17 protein-coding genes are annotated in these 16,174 nt (G+C 72.7%); 10 read left to right on the top strand and 7 right to left on the bottom strand.

Going from position 1 to position 16,174, the window contains the following annotated elements:
- The 3 genes from AB8Z36_RS09870 to AB8Z36_RS09860 all read left to right on the top strand — a co-directional run.
- Window positions 1-519 (top strand): TetR family transcriptional regulator (locus tag AB8Z36_RS09870; RefSeq protein ID WP_369212846.1); only part of this gene is annotated, 519 nt, incomplete at its 5' end.
- Between the two features lie 159 nt (window positions 520-678).
- Window positions 679-2,166, top strand: coding sequence for a CitMHS family transporter (locus tag AB8Z36_RS09865; RefSeq protein ID WP_369212845.1), 1,488 nt, complete (start codon window positions 679-681; stop codon window positions 2,164-2,166).
- Window positions 2,166-3,425 carry an MFS transporter gene (locus tag AB8Z36_RS09860; RefSeq protein WP_369212844.1) on the top strand — a complete coding sequence of 420 codons (1,260 nt, stop codon included), beginning with the start codon at window positions 2,166-2,168 and terminating at the stop codon, window positions 3,423-3,425. The genes AB8Z36_RS09865 and AB8Z36_RS09860 overlap by 1 nt, the downstream gene beginning before the upstream one ends.
- Here the strand turns inward: AB8Z36_RS09860 and AB8Z36_RS09855 are convergent.
- Window positions 3,409-4,563, bottom strand: a complete 1,155-nt coding sequence (locus AB8Z36_RS09855; protein ID WP_369212843.1) for a S8 family peptidase — start codon at window positions 4,561-4,563, stop codon at window positions 3,409-3,411. The two genes, AB8Z36_RS09860 and AB8Z36_RS09855, sit on opposite strands and share 17 nt — an antisense overlap.
- Before the next feature lie 241 nt (window positions 4,564-4,804).
- Window positions 4,805-5,713, bottom strand: coding sequence for a DUF5829 family protein (locus tag AB8Z36_RS09850; RefSeq protein ID WP_369212842.1), 909 nt, complete (start codon window positions 5,711-5,713; stop codon window positions 4,805-4,807).
- Window positions 5,714-5,867: 154 nt separating this feature from the next.
- Here AB8Z36_RS09850 and AB8Z36_RS09845 point away from each other — a divergent pair, with 154 nt between their 5' ends.
- Together AB8Z36_RS09845 and AB8Z36_RS09840 are read left to right on the top strand one after the other, a co-directional pair.
- Entirely contained in the window at window positions 5,868-7,256 is a 1,389-nt protein-coding gene (locus AB8Z36_RS09845) for an aldehyde dehydrogenase family protein (RefSeq protein ID WP_369212841.1), read from the top strand.
- An 88-nt stretch (window positions 7,257-7,344) separates the two neighbouring features.
- Window positions 7,345-8,424: a zinc-binding dehydrogenase gene (locus AB8Z36_RS09840; protein ID WP_369212847.1), complete on the top strand. Its 1,080-nt coding sequence runs from the start codon at window positions 7,345-7,347 to the stop codon at window positions 8,422-8,424.
- Window positions 8,425-8,446: 22 nt separating this feature from the next.
- Here the strand turns inward: AB8Z36_RS09840 and AB8Z36_RS09835 are convergent, their stop codons facing one another.
- Together AB8Z36_RS09835 and AB8Z36_RS09830 are read right to left on the bottom strand one after the other, a co-directional pair.
- Entirely contained in the window at window positions 8,447-9,469 is a 1,023-nt protein-coding gene (locus tag AB8Z36_RS09835) for an urea transporter (protein ID WP_369212840.1), read from the bottom strand.
- 140 nt (window positions 9,470-9,609) lie between these two features.
- A complete protein-coding gene (locus AB8Z36_RS09830; protein ID WP_369212839.1) occupies window positions 9,610-10,200 on the bottom strand; it encodes a dihydrofolate reductase family protein in 591 nt (196 codons plus the stop codon).
- A gap of 81 nt (window positions 10,201-10,281) precedes the next feature.
- Between AB8Z36_RS09830 and AB8Z36_RS09825 the strand changes: the two genes are divergently transcribed.
- Window positions 10,282-10,857: a TetR/AcrR family transcriptional regulator gene (locus tag AB8Z36_RS09825; RefSeq protein WP_369212838.1), complete on the top strand. Its 576-nt coding sequence runs from the start codon at window positions 10,282-10,284 to the stop codon at window positions 10,855-10,857.
- Between the two features lie 41 nt (window positions 10,858-10,898).
- On the opposite strand, the gene AB8Z36_RS09820 is transcribed toward AB8Z36_RS09825, so the two are convergent.
- Complete coding sequence (locus AB8Z36_RS09820) at window positions 10,899-11,555, bottom strand: TetR/AcrR family transcriptional regulator (RefSeq protein ID WP_369212837.1); 657 nt, start codon at window positions 11,553-11,555, stop codon at window positions 10,899-10,901.
- A 72-nt stretch (window positions 11,556-11,627) separates the two neighbouring features.
- On the opposite strand from AB8Z36_RS09820, the gene AB8Z36_RS09815 reads away from it, so the two are divergent.
- The 3 genes from AB8Z36_RS09815 to AB8Z36_RS09805 all read left to right on the top strand — a co-directional run bounded on the left by AB8Z36_RS09815 (window position 11,628) and on the right by AB8Z36_RS09805 (window position 13,880).
- Entirely contained in the window at window positions 11,628-12,779 is a 1,152-nt protein-coding gene (locus AB8Z36_RS09815; RefSeq protein ID WP_369212836.1) for an acyl-CoA dehydrogenase family protein, read from the top strand.
- Window positions 12,780-12,898: 119 nt separating this feature from the next.
- Complete coding sequence (locus AB8Z36_RS09810) at window positions 12,899-13,186, top strand: YiaA/YiaB family inner membrane protein (protein ID WP_369212835.1); 288 nt, start codon at window positions 12,899-12,901, stop codon at window positions 13,184-13,186.
- Between the two features lie 67 nt (window positions 13,187-13,253).
- Window positions 13,254-13,880 carry a TetR/AcrR family transcriptional regulator gene (locus AB8Z36_RS09805; protein WP_369212834.1) on the top strand — a complete coding sequence of 209 codons (627 nt, stop codon included), beginning with the start codon at window positions 13,254-13,256 and terminating at the stop codon, window positions 13,878-13,880.
- Here the strand turns inward: AB8Z36_RS09805 and AB8Z36_RS09800 are convergent.
- A complete protein-coding gene (locus AB8Z36_RS09800) occupies window positions 13,871-14,335 on the bottom strand; it encodes a MaoC family dehydratase (RefSeq protein ID WP_369212833.1) in 465 nt (154 codons plus the stop codon). The two genes, AB8Z36_RS09805 and AB8Z36_RS09800, sit on opposite strands and share 10 nt — an antisense overlap.
- 123 nt (window positions 14,336-14,458) lie before the next feature.
- On the opposite strand from AB8Z36_RS09800, the gene soxR reads away from it, so the two are divergent.
- Window positions 14,459-14,926 (top strand): redox-sensitive transcriptional activator SoxR, encoded by a 468-nt coding sequence (gene soxR, locus AB8Z36_RS09795; RefSeq protein WP_369212832.1) that lies wholly within the window; start codon window positions 14,459-14,461, stop codon window positions 14,924-14,926.
- Here the strand turns inward: soxR and AB8Z36_RS09790 are convergent.
- Complete coding sequence (locus AB8Z36_RS09790) at window positions 14,883-16,172, bottom strand: uracil-xanthine permease family protein (protein WP_369212831.1); 1,290 nt, start codon at window positions 16,170-16,172, stop codon at window positions 14,883-14,885. The genes soxR and AB8Z36_RS09790 overlap by 44 nt on opposite strands.
- Between the last annotated feature and the right edge of the window lie 2 nt (window positions 16,173-16,174).

The following is a 16,174-nucleotide window of genomic DNA, read 5'->3' as shown; positions in this document are numbered from 1 at the left end:
GTCCTGGACGAGGTCGGCTACGAGAGCCTCACCACGCGCGCCGTCGCGCTCCGCGCCGGGGTACCGATCGGCTCGGTCTACCGGTTCTTCGGCAACAAACGGGCCTTGGCCGACGCCCTCGCCCACCGCAACCTCGACCGGTACGCCGAACGCGTCGCCGCCCGCATGGCCGAGGCGGGCCGGGGCGACTGGCGCGGCGCGGTCGACGCCGCCTTCGACGAGTACCTCGCGATGATGCGCACCGTGCCGGGCTTCGGCCTCGTCGACTTCGGCGTCCCCTCGGCCCCGGACGCCATGCCGGACGCCAACCTCCAGGTCGCCGAGCGGGTGGCCGCGCTGCTCGCGGAGCATCTGGACCGCCCCCTCGACGAGCACGTCCGCAGGGTCGTGGCCGTCGGCGTCGAGGCGGTCGACGCCGTGCTCCAGCTCGCCTTCCGCGGGCGGCCCGGCGGTGACCCCGCCCTGGTGGAGGAGGCGCGGACCCTGCTGCACGCGTACTTCGCGCGGACGCTGGACTGACCGCCGCCGGTTGCGCTCCGCTGCCCGCACCTCGTTGACCTGGAGTTTTGCGCTTATTGCTCGCACGTCAACATCTTGTTAACGCTCAACAGCCGGTCCTAACGTCATCCGGACCGCCAGACCTGGTGGCAGTTCGATGGTGAACGTGAGGTAGCCCCCATGCTGACAATCCTCGGATTCGTCATGATCGCCACCTTCCTGGTGCTGATCATGATGAAGAAGATGTCGCCGATCGCGGCACTGGTGCTGATCCCCGCGCTCTTCTGCGTGTTCGTAGGAAAGGGAGCCCATCTCGGGGACTACGTCCTCGAAGGCGTCGGCAATCTGGCGCCCACGGCGGCCATGCTCATGTTCGCCATCGTGTACTTCGGCGTCATGATCGACGTCGGCCTCTTCGATCCGGTCGTCCGGGGCATCCTCCGCTTCTGCAAGGCGGACCCGGTGCGCATCGTGGTCGGCACCGCCGTGCTCGCCGCGATCGTCTCGCTCGACGGCGACGGCTCGACCACCTTCATGATCACGGTCTCGGCGATGTATCCGCTCTACAAGCGGCTCAAGATGAGCCTTGTCGTGATGACCGGCGTCGCCGCCACCGCCAATGGCGTCATGAACACGCTGCCCTGGGGCGGCCCCACGGCCCGCGCCGCGACCGCGCTCAAGGTCGACGCCGCCGACATCTTCGTCCCCATGATCCCGGCGCTCGCCATGGGCCTGGTCGCCGTGTTCCTGCTCGCCTACGCCCTCGGTCTGCGGGAGCGCAAGCGGCTCGGTGTCCTCTCGCTCGACGACGTCCTCGCCGCCGGAAGCACCACGGAGACCGTCACGGCCGACGAGACGGTCCTGGTCGGAGCGGGCGGCACCGGCAAGGACGGCCGTACGCCGCTGACCAGGCGGACCGGTGGCGGCGGCGCGGGCACCGGTGCGACGGACGCCGGAGACACCGACACCGGAGACACCGGCGCCGGACACGCGGACGCTGGAGACACGGACGAGGAGGACGACCGCTTCCAGGGGCTCGACCCGGACCGCGCGACCCTGCGGCCCAGGCTCTACTGGTTCAACGCGGGCCTCACCGTCCTGCTGCTCACCGCCATGATCATGGAGTGGCTGCCGATCCCGGTCCTCTTCCTGCTCGGCGCCGCGCTCGCCCTCACCGTCAACTTCCCGCACATGCCCGACCAGAAGGCCCGTATCGCCGCCCACGCGGAGAACGTCCTCAACGTCACCGGCATGGTCTTCGCCGCCGCGGTCTTCACCGGTGTCCTCACCGGCACCGGCATGGTCGACAGCATGGCCAACTGGCTCGTCGACGCCATCCCGGAGGGCATGGGCCCGCACATGGGCCTGGTGACCGGCCTGCTGTCCCTGCCGCTCACCTACTTCATGTCCAACGACGGCTTCTACTTCGGGGTCCTGCCGGTCCTCGCCGAGGCGGGTCACGCGCACGGTGTCGGCACCCTGGAGATCGCCCGCGCCTCCATCGCCGGACAGGCGCTGCACATGTCGAGCCCGCTGGTGCCCGCCGTGTACGTGCTGGTCGGCATGGCCAAGGTCGAGTTCGGCGACCACACCAGGTTCACCGTCAAATGGGCCGTGCTCACCTCGCTGGTGGTGCTCGGCTCCGGCATCCTCTTCGGCATCATCTGATGCCGACCGCGACATCCGGGCCCGGTGGCAGGGGCTGGCTGCTCCGTCTCGTCATCGCCTTCAGCTTCGCGCAGGGGGCGGTCTCGATGGCGCGGCCCGCCGTCTCCTACCGGGCCCTTTCGCTCGGCGCCGACGAGCGCGCCATCGGTGTCATCGCGGGCGTCTACGCGCTGCTCCCGCTCTTCGCCGCCGTCCCCCTCGGCCGCAGGACGGACCACGGCCGGTGCGCGCCCCTGCTGCCCGTAGGCGTCGTCCTGATCGCCGGGGGCTGCGCCCTCAGCGGTACGGCGGGCTCGCTCGCCGCGATGGCCGCCTGGAGCGGGGTGATGGGGCTCGGCCACCTCTGCTTCGTGATCGGCGCGCAGTCGCTCGTCGCCCGGCAGTCCGCGCCCGACGAACAGGACAGAAACTTCGGGCACTTCACCATCGGCGCGTCGCTCGGCCAGCTGACCGGACCGCTCGCGGCCGGTGCCCTGATCGGCGCGGACACGGGCCGCACCAGCGCCTTCGCGCTGCTCGTCGCGGCGGCGGTCGCCGCGGTCGCCCTCGGCTCGCTCTGGCGCATCGAGCACGTACGCGCCGCCGGGGGAGCGGCGGAGCGGGCCGCGAAGGTGCCGGTCCTCGGCATCCTGCGCACCCGTGGTGTGCCCGCGGGCATTTTCATCAGCCTCGCCGTGCTCTCCGCGACGGACATCCTCACGGCCTATCTGCCGGTGGTCGGCGAGCACCGCGGCATCGCGCCCGCCACCGTCGGCCTGCTGCTCTCGCTGCGGGCCGCCGCGACCATCGCCTGCCGTCTGGTGATGACCCCGCTGATCGGACTCCTCGGCCGTACGGCGCTGACCGTGCTCACCTGCGGGCTCGCCGCGCTGCTCTGCGCGGGTGTCGCGCTGCCCCTGCCGGTGTGGGCGCTCGGCGTCATGCTCGTGCTGCTCGGCTTCTGCCTGGGCGTGGGGCAGCCCCTGTCGATGACGACCGTGGTCCAGGCCGCCCCGGACGAGGCCCGCTCCACCGCGCTCGCCCTCCGGCTGACCGGCAACCGCCTCGGGCAGGTCGCGGCCCCGGCGTCGGCGGGCCTGATCGCCGGTGTCGCGGGGGTGGCGGCGCCGTTCGTGATGCTGGGCGCGCTGCTGCTCGTCGCGGCGGGCCTCGGCGCACGGAAGCGCCCCGGAGGCGCCGGCAGCCTCCGGGGCACCGAGGAGCGTGCCGGGCCGGACGGCACGGACCGTGCCGAGCCGGGTGTTACTGGACGATCCTGAGCAGCTTGTTGGGCGAGCCCGAACCCGGGCTGGTCACGACGTTCGGCGTGGCGCCGTTCACCAGGGCCGCCGAGACCTGCGCGGGCGTGGCCGAGGTGTGGCCCGCCAGATAGACGGCGGCCGCACCCGCGACGTGCGGCGTGGCCATCGACGTGCCGGAGATGGTGTTGGTGGCCGTGTCGCCGGTGTTCCAGCCCGCCTTGATGTTCACGCCCGGCGCGAAGATGTCCAGGACCGAGCCGTAGTTGGAGAAGCCGGCCCTGGCGTCCGTGTTGCCGGTGGCGCCGACCGTGAGGGCCGCGGGGACGCGGGCGGGGGAGGTGTTGGCGGCGTCGGTGTTGGCGTTGCCCGCCGCGACCGCGTAGGTGACGCCGTCCGCGATGGAGTTCTTCACCGCGTTGTCGAGCGTGGTGGAGGCGCCGCCGCCGAGCGAGAGGTTGGCCACGGCCGGGGCTCCGGCGGCGTGGTTCGAGGTCACCCAGTCGATGCCCGCGACGACCCCGGCGGTGGTGCCGGAGCCGTTGTTGTCCAGCACGCGGACGGCCACGACCTTCGCCTTCTTGGCGACGCCGTAGGTCTTGCCCGCGATGGTCGTGGCGACGTGCGTGCCGTGGCCGTTGCCGTCCTGGGCGGTGGTGTCGCCGTCCACGGCGTCGTAGCCGTTGACCGCGCGGCCGCTGATCTCGGAGTGCGAGACGCGGACGCCGGTGTCGATGACGTACGCGGTGACGCCGGAGCCCGCGGAGTCCGGGTAGGTGTACGTACCGGACAGCGGCAGCCTGGCCTGGTCGATGCGGTCAAGGCCCCAGGGGGCACTGGACTGCGTCGCGTCGGCCCGCAGCGTCCTGTCCTGCTCGACGGAGGCGACGGCGGGGTCGGCCGCGAGTCTCCTGGCCTCGGTCGCGCTGAGCTTCGCGGCGTAGCCGTTGAGCGCGGACGTGAACGTCTTCGTCACGGTGCCGCCGTGCTCGGCTATGAGGTCCTTGCCCTGGCTCGTGGCGGCCTTGAGGCCCGAGCCCTTCGCCAGTGTGACGAGGTAGCTGCCCTTGACCGCGTCGGCGGAGCCCGCCGCGATGACGGTGCCCTCGGCGGGGGCGGCCTGGGCGGGCAGGGCGGTGACCTGGGGCATGACCCTCATGGGGGCGCGCCCGTGGTGGGCGGCGCGACTGTGGGGGATGCGTGCGTGAGCGCGCACACGGACGGGAGCGGTGCGTGTCGCTCCCGTCGCGATCAGTAGCGTTGCCGCTCCGGAGGGTGTGGGGCAAGGAAGTTGGCGTCATGACATGCATCTGTCACGTTGCCGAAACGGCGGGTGACATGAGTGCGCCCCCTCCCGGCCGGGAGGGGGCGAGTGCGGCGCGCGGTGCGGGTCGATACAGCTAGCGCGCGGGGAAGTCCCACACGGCGCGGGCGCCGGGGCCGACCGTGAGCGTGGACCTGCCGATCCGCTCCACGTGCCGTTCCTTGACCGCCTTGTTGAGCGTGAACGTGTACTGCCGCAGGCCGATCCGCTCGCGCGGCACGGCGTCGAGACGGATCGTGGTGCCGCCGCCGTCCGCGACGACGCCGCCCGCCGCCTCCCGCACCCGGAAGCCGCCCGCCCGCAGCAGCGGCACGGTGTTGCCCAGGTCGCGGGCGGTCATCGCGAGGTGCACGGAGGACACGTCACGCATCAGCCGGTCGCGGTAGGTGTCGGGCAGATAGCGCTCGCGGCCGACGTCACCGGGGTGGCTCGGCGGCTCGGTCCTGCCGCGCGGGTCGGCGAAGTACTCGGGCCGGTACTCCATGGCCCAGGTGCTCGACGCGTCGTACTGGTCGGTGGTGAAGATGAAGTCGAACCACGGCACGGGGACGCCGTCGCCGAAGTCCCGGGTCTGGAGGCCGTCGAAGGGCTTCTCGATCCCCGCGTCGCGCAGCCGCTGGAGCACGGTGGCGATGTCGCCGTCCCGCTCGGTGGAGACGCCCATGCCGGTGCTGCCCAGCTCCGTGCCGGGCACGTCGCCCACCCCGAAGAGTTCGAGGTAGGTCTCGCGGCCCTTGAGGTAGCGGCCGGTCCAGGTGCCCTGCGAGCCGGTCGTGGTGCGCACCTCGAAGTCCGCGAACCGTGGCAGGTAGTCGGAGTGTTCGATGGCGTCGGCCGTCTCGCGGTCCAGGACGCCGTAGGAGTGGTTGTGGAACAGCAGCTGTCGGTCGTGCGGTGGCCTCTCCTCGGCCCGGGCCGTCCCGGCGCCGCCTCCGGCCGCCCCGAAGAGCGTGGCCGTGAGGGCCAGGGTCAGAACCGCGGTCATCCGTAGCGTACGTCGCAGCAGCAGCATACGGATGAGCCTAGAACCCGGGTCACCGCGGACGCCGCTGTTCCGTGAACCACACGGCGCGAACACCCCTGGTGCCCGAAAACTAACAGCGCTAGTTTGTATGCGGACGTCAACCTGGAGGAATGCGATGAAGGCCCACGACGGGATGTACATCGACGGCGCTTGGCGCCCGGCCGCAGGCACCGGCACGATCACGGTCGTGAACCCGGTCGACGAGCAGCCCATCGGCCAGGTCCCCGCGGGCTCCGCCGAGGACATCGACACCGCGGTCCTGGCCGCCCGTGCCGCCCTGCCCGGCTGGGCCGCCACGCCGCCCGCCGAGCGCGCCGCCCTGATCGCGGCGCTCCGCGACCAGCTCGCCGCCCGCAAGGACGAGATCGCCGGGACCGTCACCGCCGAACTCGGCGCCCCGCTGCCGTTCTCGCAGGCCGTGCACGCGGGAGTGCCGGTCCTGGTCTCCGGTTCGTACGCGGAGCTGGCCGCGACGTACCCCTTCGAGGAGAAGGTGGGCAACTCCACCGTCTATCTGGAGCCGGTGGGCGTGGTCGGCGCGATCACCCCCTGGAACTACCCCCTGCACCAGATCGTCAACAAGGTGGCTCCGGCGCTCGCCGCGGGGTGCACGGTGGTGCTCAAGCCCGCCGAGGACACCCCGCTCACCGCCCAGCTCTTCGCCGAGGCGGTGCATGACGCGGGCCTTCCGGCAGGTGTGTTCAACCTCGTCACCGGGCTCGGCCCGGTCGCGGGCCAGGCGCTCGCCGGGCACGAGGGCGTCGACCTCGTCTCGTTCACCGGCTCCACGGCCGTCGGCAGGCAGATCGGCGCCACGGCGGGGGCCGCGGTCAAGCGCGTCGCCCTCGAACTCGGCGGCAAGTCGGCCAACGTCATCCTGCCGAGCGCCGACCTCGCCAAGGCGGTCAACGTCGGCGTCGCCAACGTCATGTCCAACTCCGGTCAGACGTGCAGCGCCTGGACCCGCATGCTGGTCCACACCGACCGGTACGAGGAGGCGGTGGAGCTCGCGAGGACCGCCGCGGCCAAGTACGGGCCCCGCATCGGCCCGCTCGTCAACGCCAGGCAGCAGGCCCGCGTGCGCGGCTACATCGAGAAGGGCGTCGAGGAGGGCGCCCGGATCGTGGCGGGCGGTCCCGAGGCGCCCAGGGAGCGGGGCTACTACGTCCAGCCCACCGTCTTCGCCGATGTCACCCCCGAGATGACCATCGCCCAGGAGGAGATCTTCGGCCCGGTGCTCTCCCTCATCCGGTACGAGGACGAGGACGACGCCCTGCGCATCGCCAACGGCACCGTGTACGGTCTCGCGGGCGCGGTGTGGGCGGCGGACGACGCCGAGGCCGTCGCCTTCGCCCGCCGCATGGACACCGGCCAGGTCGACATCAACGGCGGCAGCTTCAACCCGCGCGCGCCCTTCGGCGGCTACAAGCAGTCCGGCGTCGGCCGTGAACTGGGCGCGCACGGCCTGACGGAGTACCTCCAGACCAAGTCCCTCCAGTTCTGACCGGCCCGCCGCATCCGGCCCGTCAACCCGCCGCACCCACCCGCCGCACCCAGCCCGCCGCACCCAGCTCGCCAAGGAGTACGTGAACGTGGTCCGCGCCGCCATCCTTCCCGCCGTCGGCTCCCCGCTGGAGATCGCCGCCATCGAACTGCCGGAGCCGGGGCCCGACCAGGTCCGGGTGCGGCTCGCCGCCGCCGGGGTCTGCCACTCCGACCTGTCCCTGTCCAACGGCACCATGCGCCTCCCGGTGCCCGCCGTGCTCGGCCACGAGGGCGCGGGCACGGTGGTCTCGGTGGGCGAGGGCGTCACGGGGTACGCGCCCGGCGACCCCGTCGTCCTGAACTGGGCGCCGTCCTGCGGCATCTGCCACGCCTGCTCGCTCGGCGAGGTGTGGCTCTGCGCCAGCGCGCTCGCGGGCTCCGCCGACGTCCACGCGCGGCGGCCGGACGGCACGGAGCTCCATCCGGGCCTGAACGTCGCCGCGTTCGCCGAGGAGACGGTGGTCCCGGCCCGCTGCCTGCTGCCCGCGCCGCACGGCGTGCCGCTCACCGACGCCGCCCTGCTCGGCTGCGCCGTCCTGACCGGGTACGGCGCCGTGCACCACTCGGCGAAGGTGCGCGAGGGCGAGACGGTGGCCGTCTTCGGTGTGGGCGGGGTCGGCCTCGCCACGCTCCAGGCGGCCAGGATCGCCGGGGCGGCGCGGATCGTCGCGGTGGACGTCTCGCCGGAGAAGGAGGAGCTCGCGCGGTCCGCCGGGGCCACCGACTACGTCCTCGCCTCGGACACCACCGACCGTGCCGTCCGCAAGCTGACCGGCGGCCAGGGCGTCGACGTGGCCGTGGAGTGCGTGGGCCGCGCGGTGACCATCCGTACGGCCTGGGAGTCCACCCGGCGCGGCGGCAGGACTACGGTGGTCGGCATCGGCGGCAAGGACCAGCAGGTCACCTTCAACGCCCTGGAGATCTTCCACTGGGGCAGGACCCTCGCCGGGTGCGTGTACGGCAACTCCGACCCCGCGGCGGACCTGCCGGTCCTGGCCGGGCACATCCGGGCGGGGCGCCTTGACCTGAGCGTCCTGGTGACCGACCGGATCGGCCTCGACGGCATCCCCGCGGCCTTCGACAACATGATCGCGGGCAAGGGCGGCCGGGCGCTGGTCGTGTTCTAGCCCCCCGGCCCGCGAGCGCGCCCTAGCCCGTCACCGGGTCCTGGCCCGTGACCGGTTCCTGGCCCGTGCGCAGTCCGGGGAAGGACGTGGCGGCGGCCAGGAAGACCAGCGTCGTCAGGACGAACGGCCAGGTGAACACGGGCCCGCCGGACGGTGCGAGGAGGGCCGCCACCGCCGGGCCCGCCGCCGTCGCCACGGCGGCGCCCACGGCCGCGTACGCCAGGGTCGCCGCCCGCGCGGGCAGGAAGACCCCGCACAGGGCGAGCGCCACGAGGACGGCGTTGTACCCCGCCGTTCCGTCGGCGATCCCGGCGGCGGGGACGCCGAGCGCCCATGCCGTCGCCATGCCCACCGCGTTGCCGAGGCACGCCACGGCCGCCGCCCGGCGGCTCGCGACCAGGAGGCCGAGCAGCAGCAGCGCACCCACGTACCACTGCGGCATGAGGAAGATCTCGGCGAAGCCGGAGAGGAAGCCGCGTGCCAGGTCGTCCGGGCCGAGCGCGGTGGTCCCGGCGGCGGGGCGCGGCAGCGCCGCGCGCCCCTCGCCGTGGTGCCACACCCGCTGGAAGCCGGGCGCGCCGAGCGCCGTCGCGCTCGCGGTCAGGCAGAACGGCAGGGTGAGCGGGGGCAGTCCGAGCGGGGCGAGCAGGTTGCTCACGGCGGCCGTGAGGACCGTGACGACCACGCAGCCCGCGAGGGCGAACAGGGCCGTCGAGAGGTGGCGCGGACCCAGGACGACCGCGAGGCCGAGCGCCGTCAGACAGGCGTTGAACCCGTCGAGGCCCAGGGCGGCCCGGTCGCGTCCGGCCCCGAGGAGCAGCGCCGTCGCGGTGCCCACGGCGGCGCCCGCGAGACCGTAGAGCCCGTACTCCCAGCCCGCGACCGTGAGCGCCAGACAGAAGACGCCGCCCGCCGCCGCGCTGGGCAGGAAGGTCACCTGCCCCTGCCCGCGCAGCACCGCCACCGCGAACTCCCGGACGCGGAGCGGCGGCGCGCCCCCGCCGGCCGAGCCCTCCGCGCCGACCGCCTCCGTCGCGTGCCCCACGACCCACCCCCGGGTGTGCTGTCCCTGTTCCGACGGACGGGACGGATGTCTCGCCGCGCAGGGCGGATGCAGAGTACACACACATGGCGGCGGCCGCGCACGAGAATGAGCCAGTCCGGGCGCCGGTCCCGGCGCCGGTCTCAGCGCACGGCTTCGAACCAGGTCATCGACACGTCGTTGGGGAACGTCTCGCGCCCGCTCACCCGGAACCGCGTGGGCCGGAACGCCCCGCCGAAGAGCGGTGTCCCGGCCCCGGCGACCACCGGGTAGCTCTTCACGATCAGTTCGTCGAGCTCCGGCAGCAGCGCCGCCGCGAGCCCCCCGCCGCCGCACAGCCAGATGTCCTGACCCTCGCCTGCCTTGAGCGCGCGGACGCGGGCGAGGGCGTCGTCGGCGATGACGGTCACCGCCGGGTCGGGGGCGGGGCCGAGCGAGGAGGAGACCACGTACTGGCGCAGATGCGCGTACGGACTGGGGGTGCCGTGGTCCAGTGCCTGGCGGTAGGTGCCGCGCCCCATCAGGACCGTGTCGAAGCGGCGGTTGGGCGCGTCCGTGAGCCCGGCGTGCGGGCGCAGGGCGGTGGGCACGGTCTCGGGATAGCGGGCGTTGACCCGCGCGGCGTAGGCGGCGGCCTGTTCCGCGTCGCCGACGGGGTAGAAGTCGAACTCGCCGCCGGGTCCGGCGATGTAGCCGTCGATGGAGGTGCCTATGTAGTACACGAGCTTGCGCATCCGGTCACTCCCCTTGCCACTTCTGTTGCAGTACTCTTTCTGTAGTGGTCGAAACATAGTACTACGTATGGAGTGGTTGCAATGGTGCGCAGGAATGACGGGCGGCGGGCGGCCCTGGTCGACGCCGCCATCGAGGTGCTCGCCAGGGAAGGGGCCCGCGGGCTCACCTTCCGTGCGGTGGACACCGAGGCGGGCGTGCCGACGGGGACCGCGTCCAACTACTTCGCCAGCCGCGACGACCTGCTGACCCAGGCGGGCGGCCGGGTCTACGAGCGTCTGACCCCGGGCGAGGAGGAGATCGAGCGCCAGCGGGTCGCCAAGCCCGACAAGGAGACCTACGCCGGGCTGATGCGCGAGGTCATCGGGCGGGTCAGCGGTTTCCGCACCGGCTATCTCGCCCTGCTCGAACTGCGCCTGGAGGCGACCAGGCGCCCGGAGCTGCGCGCCGTCCTCACCGAGCGCGTACGGGAGGACCTCGCCGCCAATCTCGCCTACCACGAGTCCTCGGGGCTGCCCGGCGACGCCACCGCGGTCAAGCTCCTGTACCTGGCCTTCAACTGGCTGATCGTCGAGCAGCTCACCCTGCCCGACGTGCTGAGCGAGGACGAGCGTGAGCGGCTCGTCACGGCGGCCGTGGAGCGCGTCGTCGAGGGGTGACCTGAGGGGCGCATGACTCCGGGCCCCCTGGGTGCGTGGCGTCAGGTGCGCCCGCTCGCGCCCGCCACCTGCTCGTACTGCGTGGCGAGCCCGTCGAGCAGGGCGTGCAGGCCCGTCTCGAAGGCGCGGTCGTCGATGAGTTCCTGGCGCTCGGCGAGGAGATGGGCCTGGCCGAGGTGGGGGTAGTCGGCCGGGTCGTAGGCGGTCTCGTCGTCCACGAAGCCCCCGGCGAAGGAGCCGAGCGCGGAGCCCATGATGAAGTACCGCATCAGCGCGCCGATCGACGTGGCCTGCGCGGGCGGCCAGCCCGCGTCCACCATCGCGCCGAACACCGCGTCGGCGAGCCGCAGCCCGGCGGGTCTGCGCCCGGGGCCCCGGGCGAGCACGGGGACGATGTTCGGGTGCAGCGTGAGCGCGGCCCGGTAGGAGACCGCCCAGTCGTGCAGCGCCGTGCGCCAGTCGCGCCCGTCGGCGGTGTCGAACATCGAGAGGTCGACCTGCGCGCTCACCGAGTCCGCGACCGCCTCCAGGATCTGGTCCTTGGTGCGGAAGTGGTTGTAGAGGGACGGCCCGCTCACCCCCAGTTCGGCGGCGAGGCGTCGCGTGGAGACGGCGGCGAGCCCCTCGGCGTCCACGAGGGCGCGCGCCGCGTCGACGATGCGTGTCCGGCTCAGGAGGGGCTTGCGCGGTCGGGCCATGCGGCACATAGTAGGGCTGCCACGAGAAACTAGCACTGCTAATTAAAGGCTCGACGCGAAGAGGTGCGCACGATGAACCTGGAGCTCAGCGAGGAGCAGACCGCCGTCAAGCGGCTTGCCGAGGACTTCGTCGCGCGCGAGATCACCCCGAACGTCGTCGAGTGGGACCGCGCCGAGAGCGTCGACCGGGCCCTGGTGAAGAAGCTCGGCGAGGTCGGTTTCCTGGGGCTCACCATCGACGAGGAGTACGGCGGCTCGGGCGGTGACCATCTCGCGTACTGCCTGGTGACCGAGGAGCTGGGACGCGGCGACTCCTCCGTGCGCGGCATCGTCTCGGTCTCCCTCGGGCTCGTCGCCAAGACGATCGCCTCCTGGGGCACCGAGGAGCAGAAGCGCCGGTGGCTGCCGGGGCTGACCTCCGGCGGCTACGTCGGGTGCTTCGGCCTGACCGAGCCGGGCACGGGCTCCGACGCGGGCAACCTCGCCACCAGGGGCGTGCGCGACGGCGACGACTACGTCCTCGACGGCACCAAGATGTTCATCACCAACGGCACCTGGGCCGATGTCGTCCTGCTCTTCGCGCGCACCAACGACACCCCGGGCCACAAGGGTGTCTCCGCCTTCCTGGTGCCCACCGACACCCCGGGCCTCACCCGCCGCACCGTTCACGGCAAGCTTGGCCTGCGCGGCCAGGCCACCGCCGAACTGGTCCTCGAGGGCGTGCGCGTCCCGGCGTCGGCGATGCTCGCGCCCGAGGGCAAGGGCTTCTCCGTCGCCATGTCGGCGCTCGCCAAGGGGCGCATGTCGGTGGCCGCGGGGTGCGTGGGCATCGCCCAGGCGGCGCTCGACGCCGCGGTGCGGTACGCCGGTGAGCGCGAGCAGTTCGGCAAGCCCATCGCCCGTCACCAGCTCGTCCAGGAGCTGATCAGTGACATCTCGGTGGACGTGGACGCCGCGCGGCTGCTCACCTGGCGGGTGGCGGACCTGATCGACCGGGGTCAGCCGTTCGCCACCGAGTCGTCCAAGGCCAAGCTGTTCGCCTCGGAGGCCGCCGTGCGCGCCGCCAACAACGCGCTCCAGGTCTTCGGCGGCTACGGATACATCGACGAGTACCCGGTGGGCAAGCTGCTCAGGGACGCCCGCGTGATGACCCTCTACGAAGGCACCAGCCAGATCCAGAAGCTGGTCATAGGGCGGGCCCTGACGGGGGTCTCGGCGTTCTGAGACGTGCGTACCCGTCGGACGGGCGGCTGTCCGACGGGTACGCCGGGCGGGCCTGCTGAGTACCTGTCTGAGTACCTGAGCGGATGTCCCGCGGCCCGCCGCTCCCGGATGCTGTGGCCATGACTGAGCCGCCCATCAAGCAGCAGACCACCAACGCCTTCTACGGCCAGGCCGTGGCCTCGTTCGCCGTCTCCCTCGCGGCCGTCGCCGTCGGCATCGGCTACCTGGACGCCTCGGCCTGGGTGCGGGGCTTCCTCGCCATCGCGGTGCTCTACCTGACGACCTCCGCGTTCACCCTCGCCAAGGTGATCAGGGACCGGCAGGACGTCTCGCAGATCGTCAGCAGGGTCGACCAGGCCCGCGTGGACAGGCTGCTCGCCGAGCACGACCCGTTCGCCAAGCCCTAAGCGCTTGCTCACTGACAGGGGTATGGTGTCCCTCCCGAGCAGCGAGGCGGGCGGAACAGGAGTGGGCATGAGTGCGGCGGAGGAGACGGACGGCGCCGAGGAGCAGCCGTGGGGCGAGGTCAGCCCCGACGCGGCCAGGCGGCTGCTGGTCGCCGCCGTGGAGGCCTTCGCCGAGCGCGGCTACCACGCGACCACGACCCGTGACATCGCGGGCCGCGCGGGCATGAGCCCGGCCGCGCTCTACATCCACTACAAGACCAAGGAAGAGCTGCTCCACCGCATCAGCAGGATCGGCCACGACAAGGCCCTGGCCATCCTGCGGACGGCGGCGGACGGCGGGGGCACCGCGGCCGAGCGCCTGGAGGCCGCCGTGCGCTCCTTCGTCGGCTGGCACGCCGCCCACCACACCACCGCGCGGGTCGTGCAGTACGAGCTCGACGCGCTCGGCGAGGAGCACCGCGCGGAGATCGTCGCGTTGCGCCGCAGGTCGGACGCGGCGGTGCGGGACATCATCAACGACGGCGTGCGGGCCGGGGAGTTCGACGTCCCCGACGTGCCGGGCACCACCCTCGCCGTGCTCTCGCTCTGCATCGACGTGGCCCGCTGGTTCAACGCGGCGGGGCACCGCACGCCCGACGAGGTCGGCGCGCTCTACGCCGACCTCGTGCTGCGCATGGTGGGGGTTCAGAAGTAGTAGCGCGAGACCGACTCCGCCACGCACGCGGGCTTGTCGGAACCCTCGCGCTCGACGGTGACCTGGGCCGTCACCTGCTGGCCGCCGTCCTTCGTGGGCGTCACGTCCGTGAGCACGGCGGTCGCGCGCAGGCGTGAGCCGACCGGCACGGGCGAGGGGAAGCGGACCTTGTTGGTGCCGTAGTTGATGCCCATCCTCATGTTCTCCACGCGCATGACCTGCGGCACCAGGCTCGGCAGCAGCGACAGCGTCAGATAGCCGTGCGCGATGGTCGTCCCGAAGGGGCCCTGGGCCGCCTTCTCGGCGTCCACGTGAATCCACTGGTGGTCGCCGGTGGCGTCGGCGAAGAGGTCGATCCGCTTCTGGTCGATCTCCAGCCAGTCGCTGTGCCCCAGCTGCTCGCCGATCCCGGCCCGCAGTTCCTCGGCCGACGTGAAGATCCTCGGCTCCGCCATGTCCCTGGTCCTCCCAGACGTATGCGATCCAGTACTAAGCGCTTGCTCAGCATGCGGGGTGCGCCGATCCGTGTCAACGGACCGGCCGCCGGTGTCCGGCCGTCGGCCATTAAGGTTCCAGGGGTGCCCCAGATTCCAGAGAAGGTCCACGAACTCACCGTCGGCCAGCTGTCGGCCCGTAGTGGCGCGGCCGTCTCCGCCCTGCACTTCTACGAGTCCAAGGGCCTCATCACCAGCCGCCGCACCCAGGGCAACCAGCGCCGCTACCACCGCGACGCGCTGCGCCGCGTCGCCTTCATCCGCGCCTCCCAGCGCGTCGGCATCCCGCTCGCCACCATCCGCGAGGCCCTGGACTCGCTGCCCGAGGAGCGCACGCCCACCCGCGAGGACTGGGCGCGCCTCTCGGGGACCTGGCGCTCGGAGCTGGACGAGCGCATCCAGCAGCTCAGCCGGTTGCGCGACCACCTCACGGACTGCATCGGCTGCGGCTGCCTGTCCCTGGAGACCTGTGTGCTCTCCAACCCCGACGACGTCTTCGGCGAGCGCCTCACCGGCTCGCGTCTGCTGGCGGAGCGCCGCTCTCCGCGGTAGGGGTGTCCGCGCCGGGGCCGGGGCGCGGCGGTCCGAATCGGCCGAAGAGGGCGGCGAGGAGCACCGCCGCGAGTGCGCCGGAGGCGACGCCGCTGCCGAGGACCGTGTGCGCCCAGGCCGGCAGGCCCGCGTACATGTCCGGCGCCATCATCGGCAGCAGCCCGACGACCAGGGCGAGCGCCACGACGATGCCGTCGGTGCCGTGGGCGAGGTCGCTCCGCGCCAGCATGGAGAAGCCGAGGGCGGCGATCACCGCGTAGATCACCAGGCCCGCCGCGCCGACCACGGGCGCCGGGACGGCGGCGAGCACCCGGGTCAGCGGCGTGAGCAGACCGCACAGCACCAGCAGCGCGCCCGCGCCCGCCGTGACGAAGCGGCTGCGCACCCCGGTGAGCCGCACGATGCCGATGTTCTCGGCGCTGGTCACCATCATCGAGGTGCCGAAGACGCCGGCGCCGAGCGAGATGACGGCGTCGGCGCGGGCGATGCGCGGCACGTCGCGCCCCGCGTCGGGCGTGCGGCCCACCGCCTCGCTGTTGAGCACCGTCTGCCCGGTCGCCTCGGCCAGCGAGGCGAGCGCGAAGACGAGCAGGGGCAGGGCGGCGAGCAGGTCGAAGCGCGGGGCGCCGTAGGGGAAGACGTCGGGCAGCGCGAAGGCGTCGCCGCCCGCGATGTGGAGGCCGGTGCCGAGCGGCAGCGCGAGGAGCGTGCCGCCCACCAGCCCGAACAGGACCGCCATCTGCCGCCACACCCCGCGAAGGAGCAGGAAGAAGAGGGCGATCACGCCGAGCGTCGCCCAGCCGAGGCCGGGCCCCGACGCCACCATCGGCGCCGTCACCCTGATCATGTTGAGGCCGATGAGGACGACCGCCGTGCCCATCACCAGCGGCGGGAAGAGCCGTACCACCCGTCCGTAGAACGGCAGTACGCAGAGGAGGAACGCCGCCGCGAGCAGCACCGAGCCGGAGGCGGTCGCGGGCCCGTACTCCGCCGCGATCTCAAGGAAGATCGCCACCGCGGCTCCGCCGGGCAGCATCAGGAACGGCAGCCGCGCCCCGAGCCGCAGCGTCCTCGCGCCGAGGGACTGGAGCAGTGCCCCCGCGCCGCAGAGCACCAGGGTGGCGCTGAGGACCGAGGCCGTCTGGGCCGGGGAGAGCCGGAGCGTGGTGCCGATCAGGACCACCGAGGAGACGGGGGCGGCGATCCCGGCGAGCAGGTGCTGGGCGGCGAGGGGGCACTGCTCCAGTC

Origin of the sequence: Streptomyces flavofungini (assembly GCF_041028215.1) — a bacterium.
Taxonomy (GTDB): Bacteria; Actinomycetota; Actinomycetes; order Streptomycetales; family Streptomycetaceae; genus Streptomyces; species Streptomyces flavofungini_B.
The sequence above is the reverse complement of the archived record's forward strand: the minus strand, read 5'-3'. Positions and strand labels throughout refer to the sequence as shown.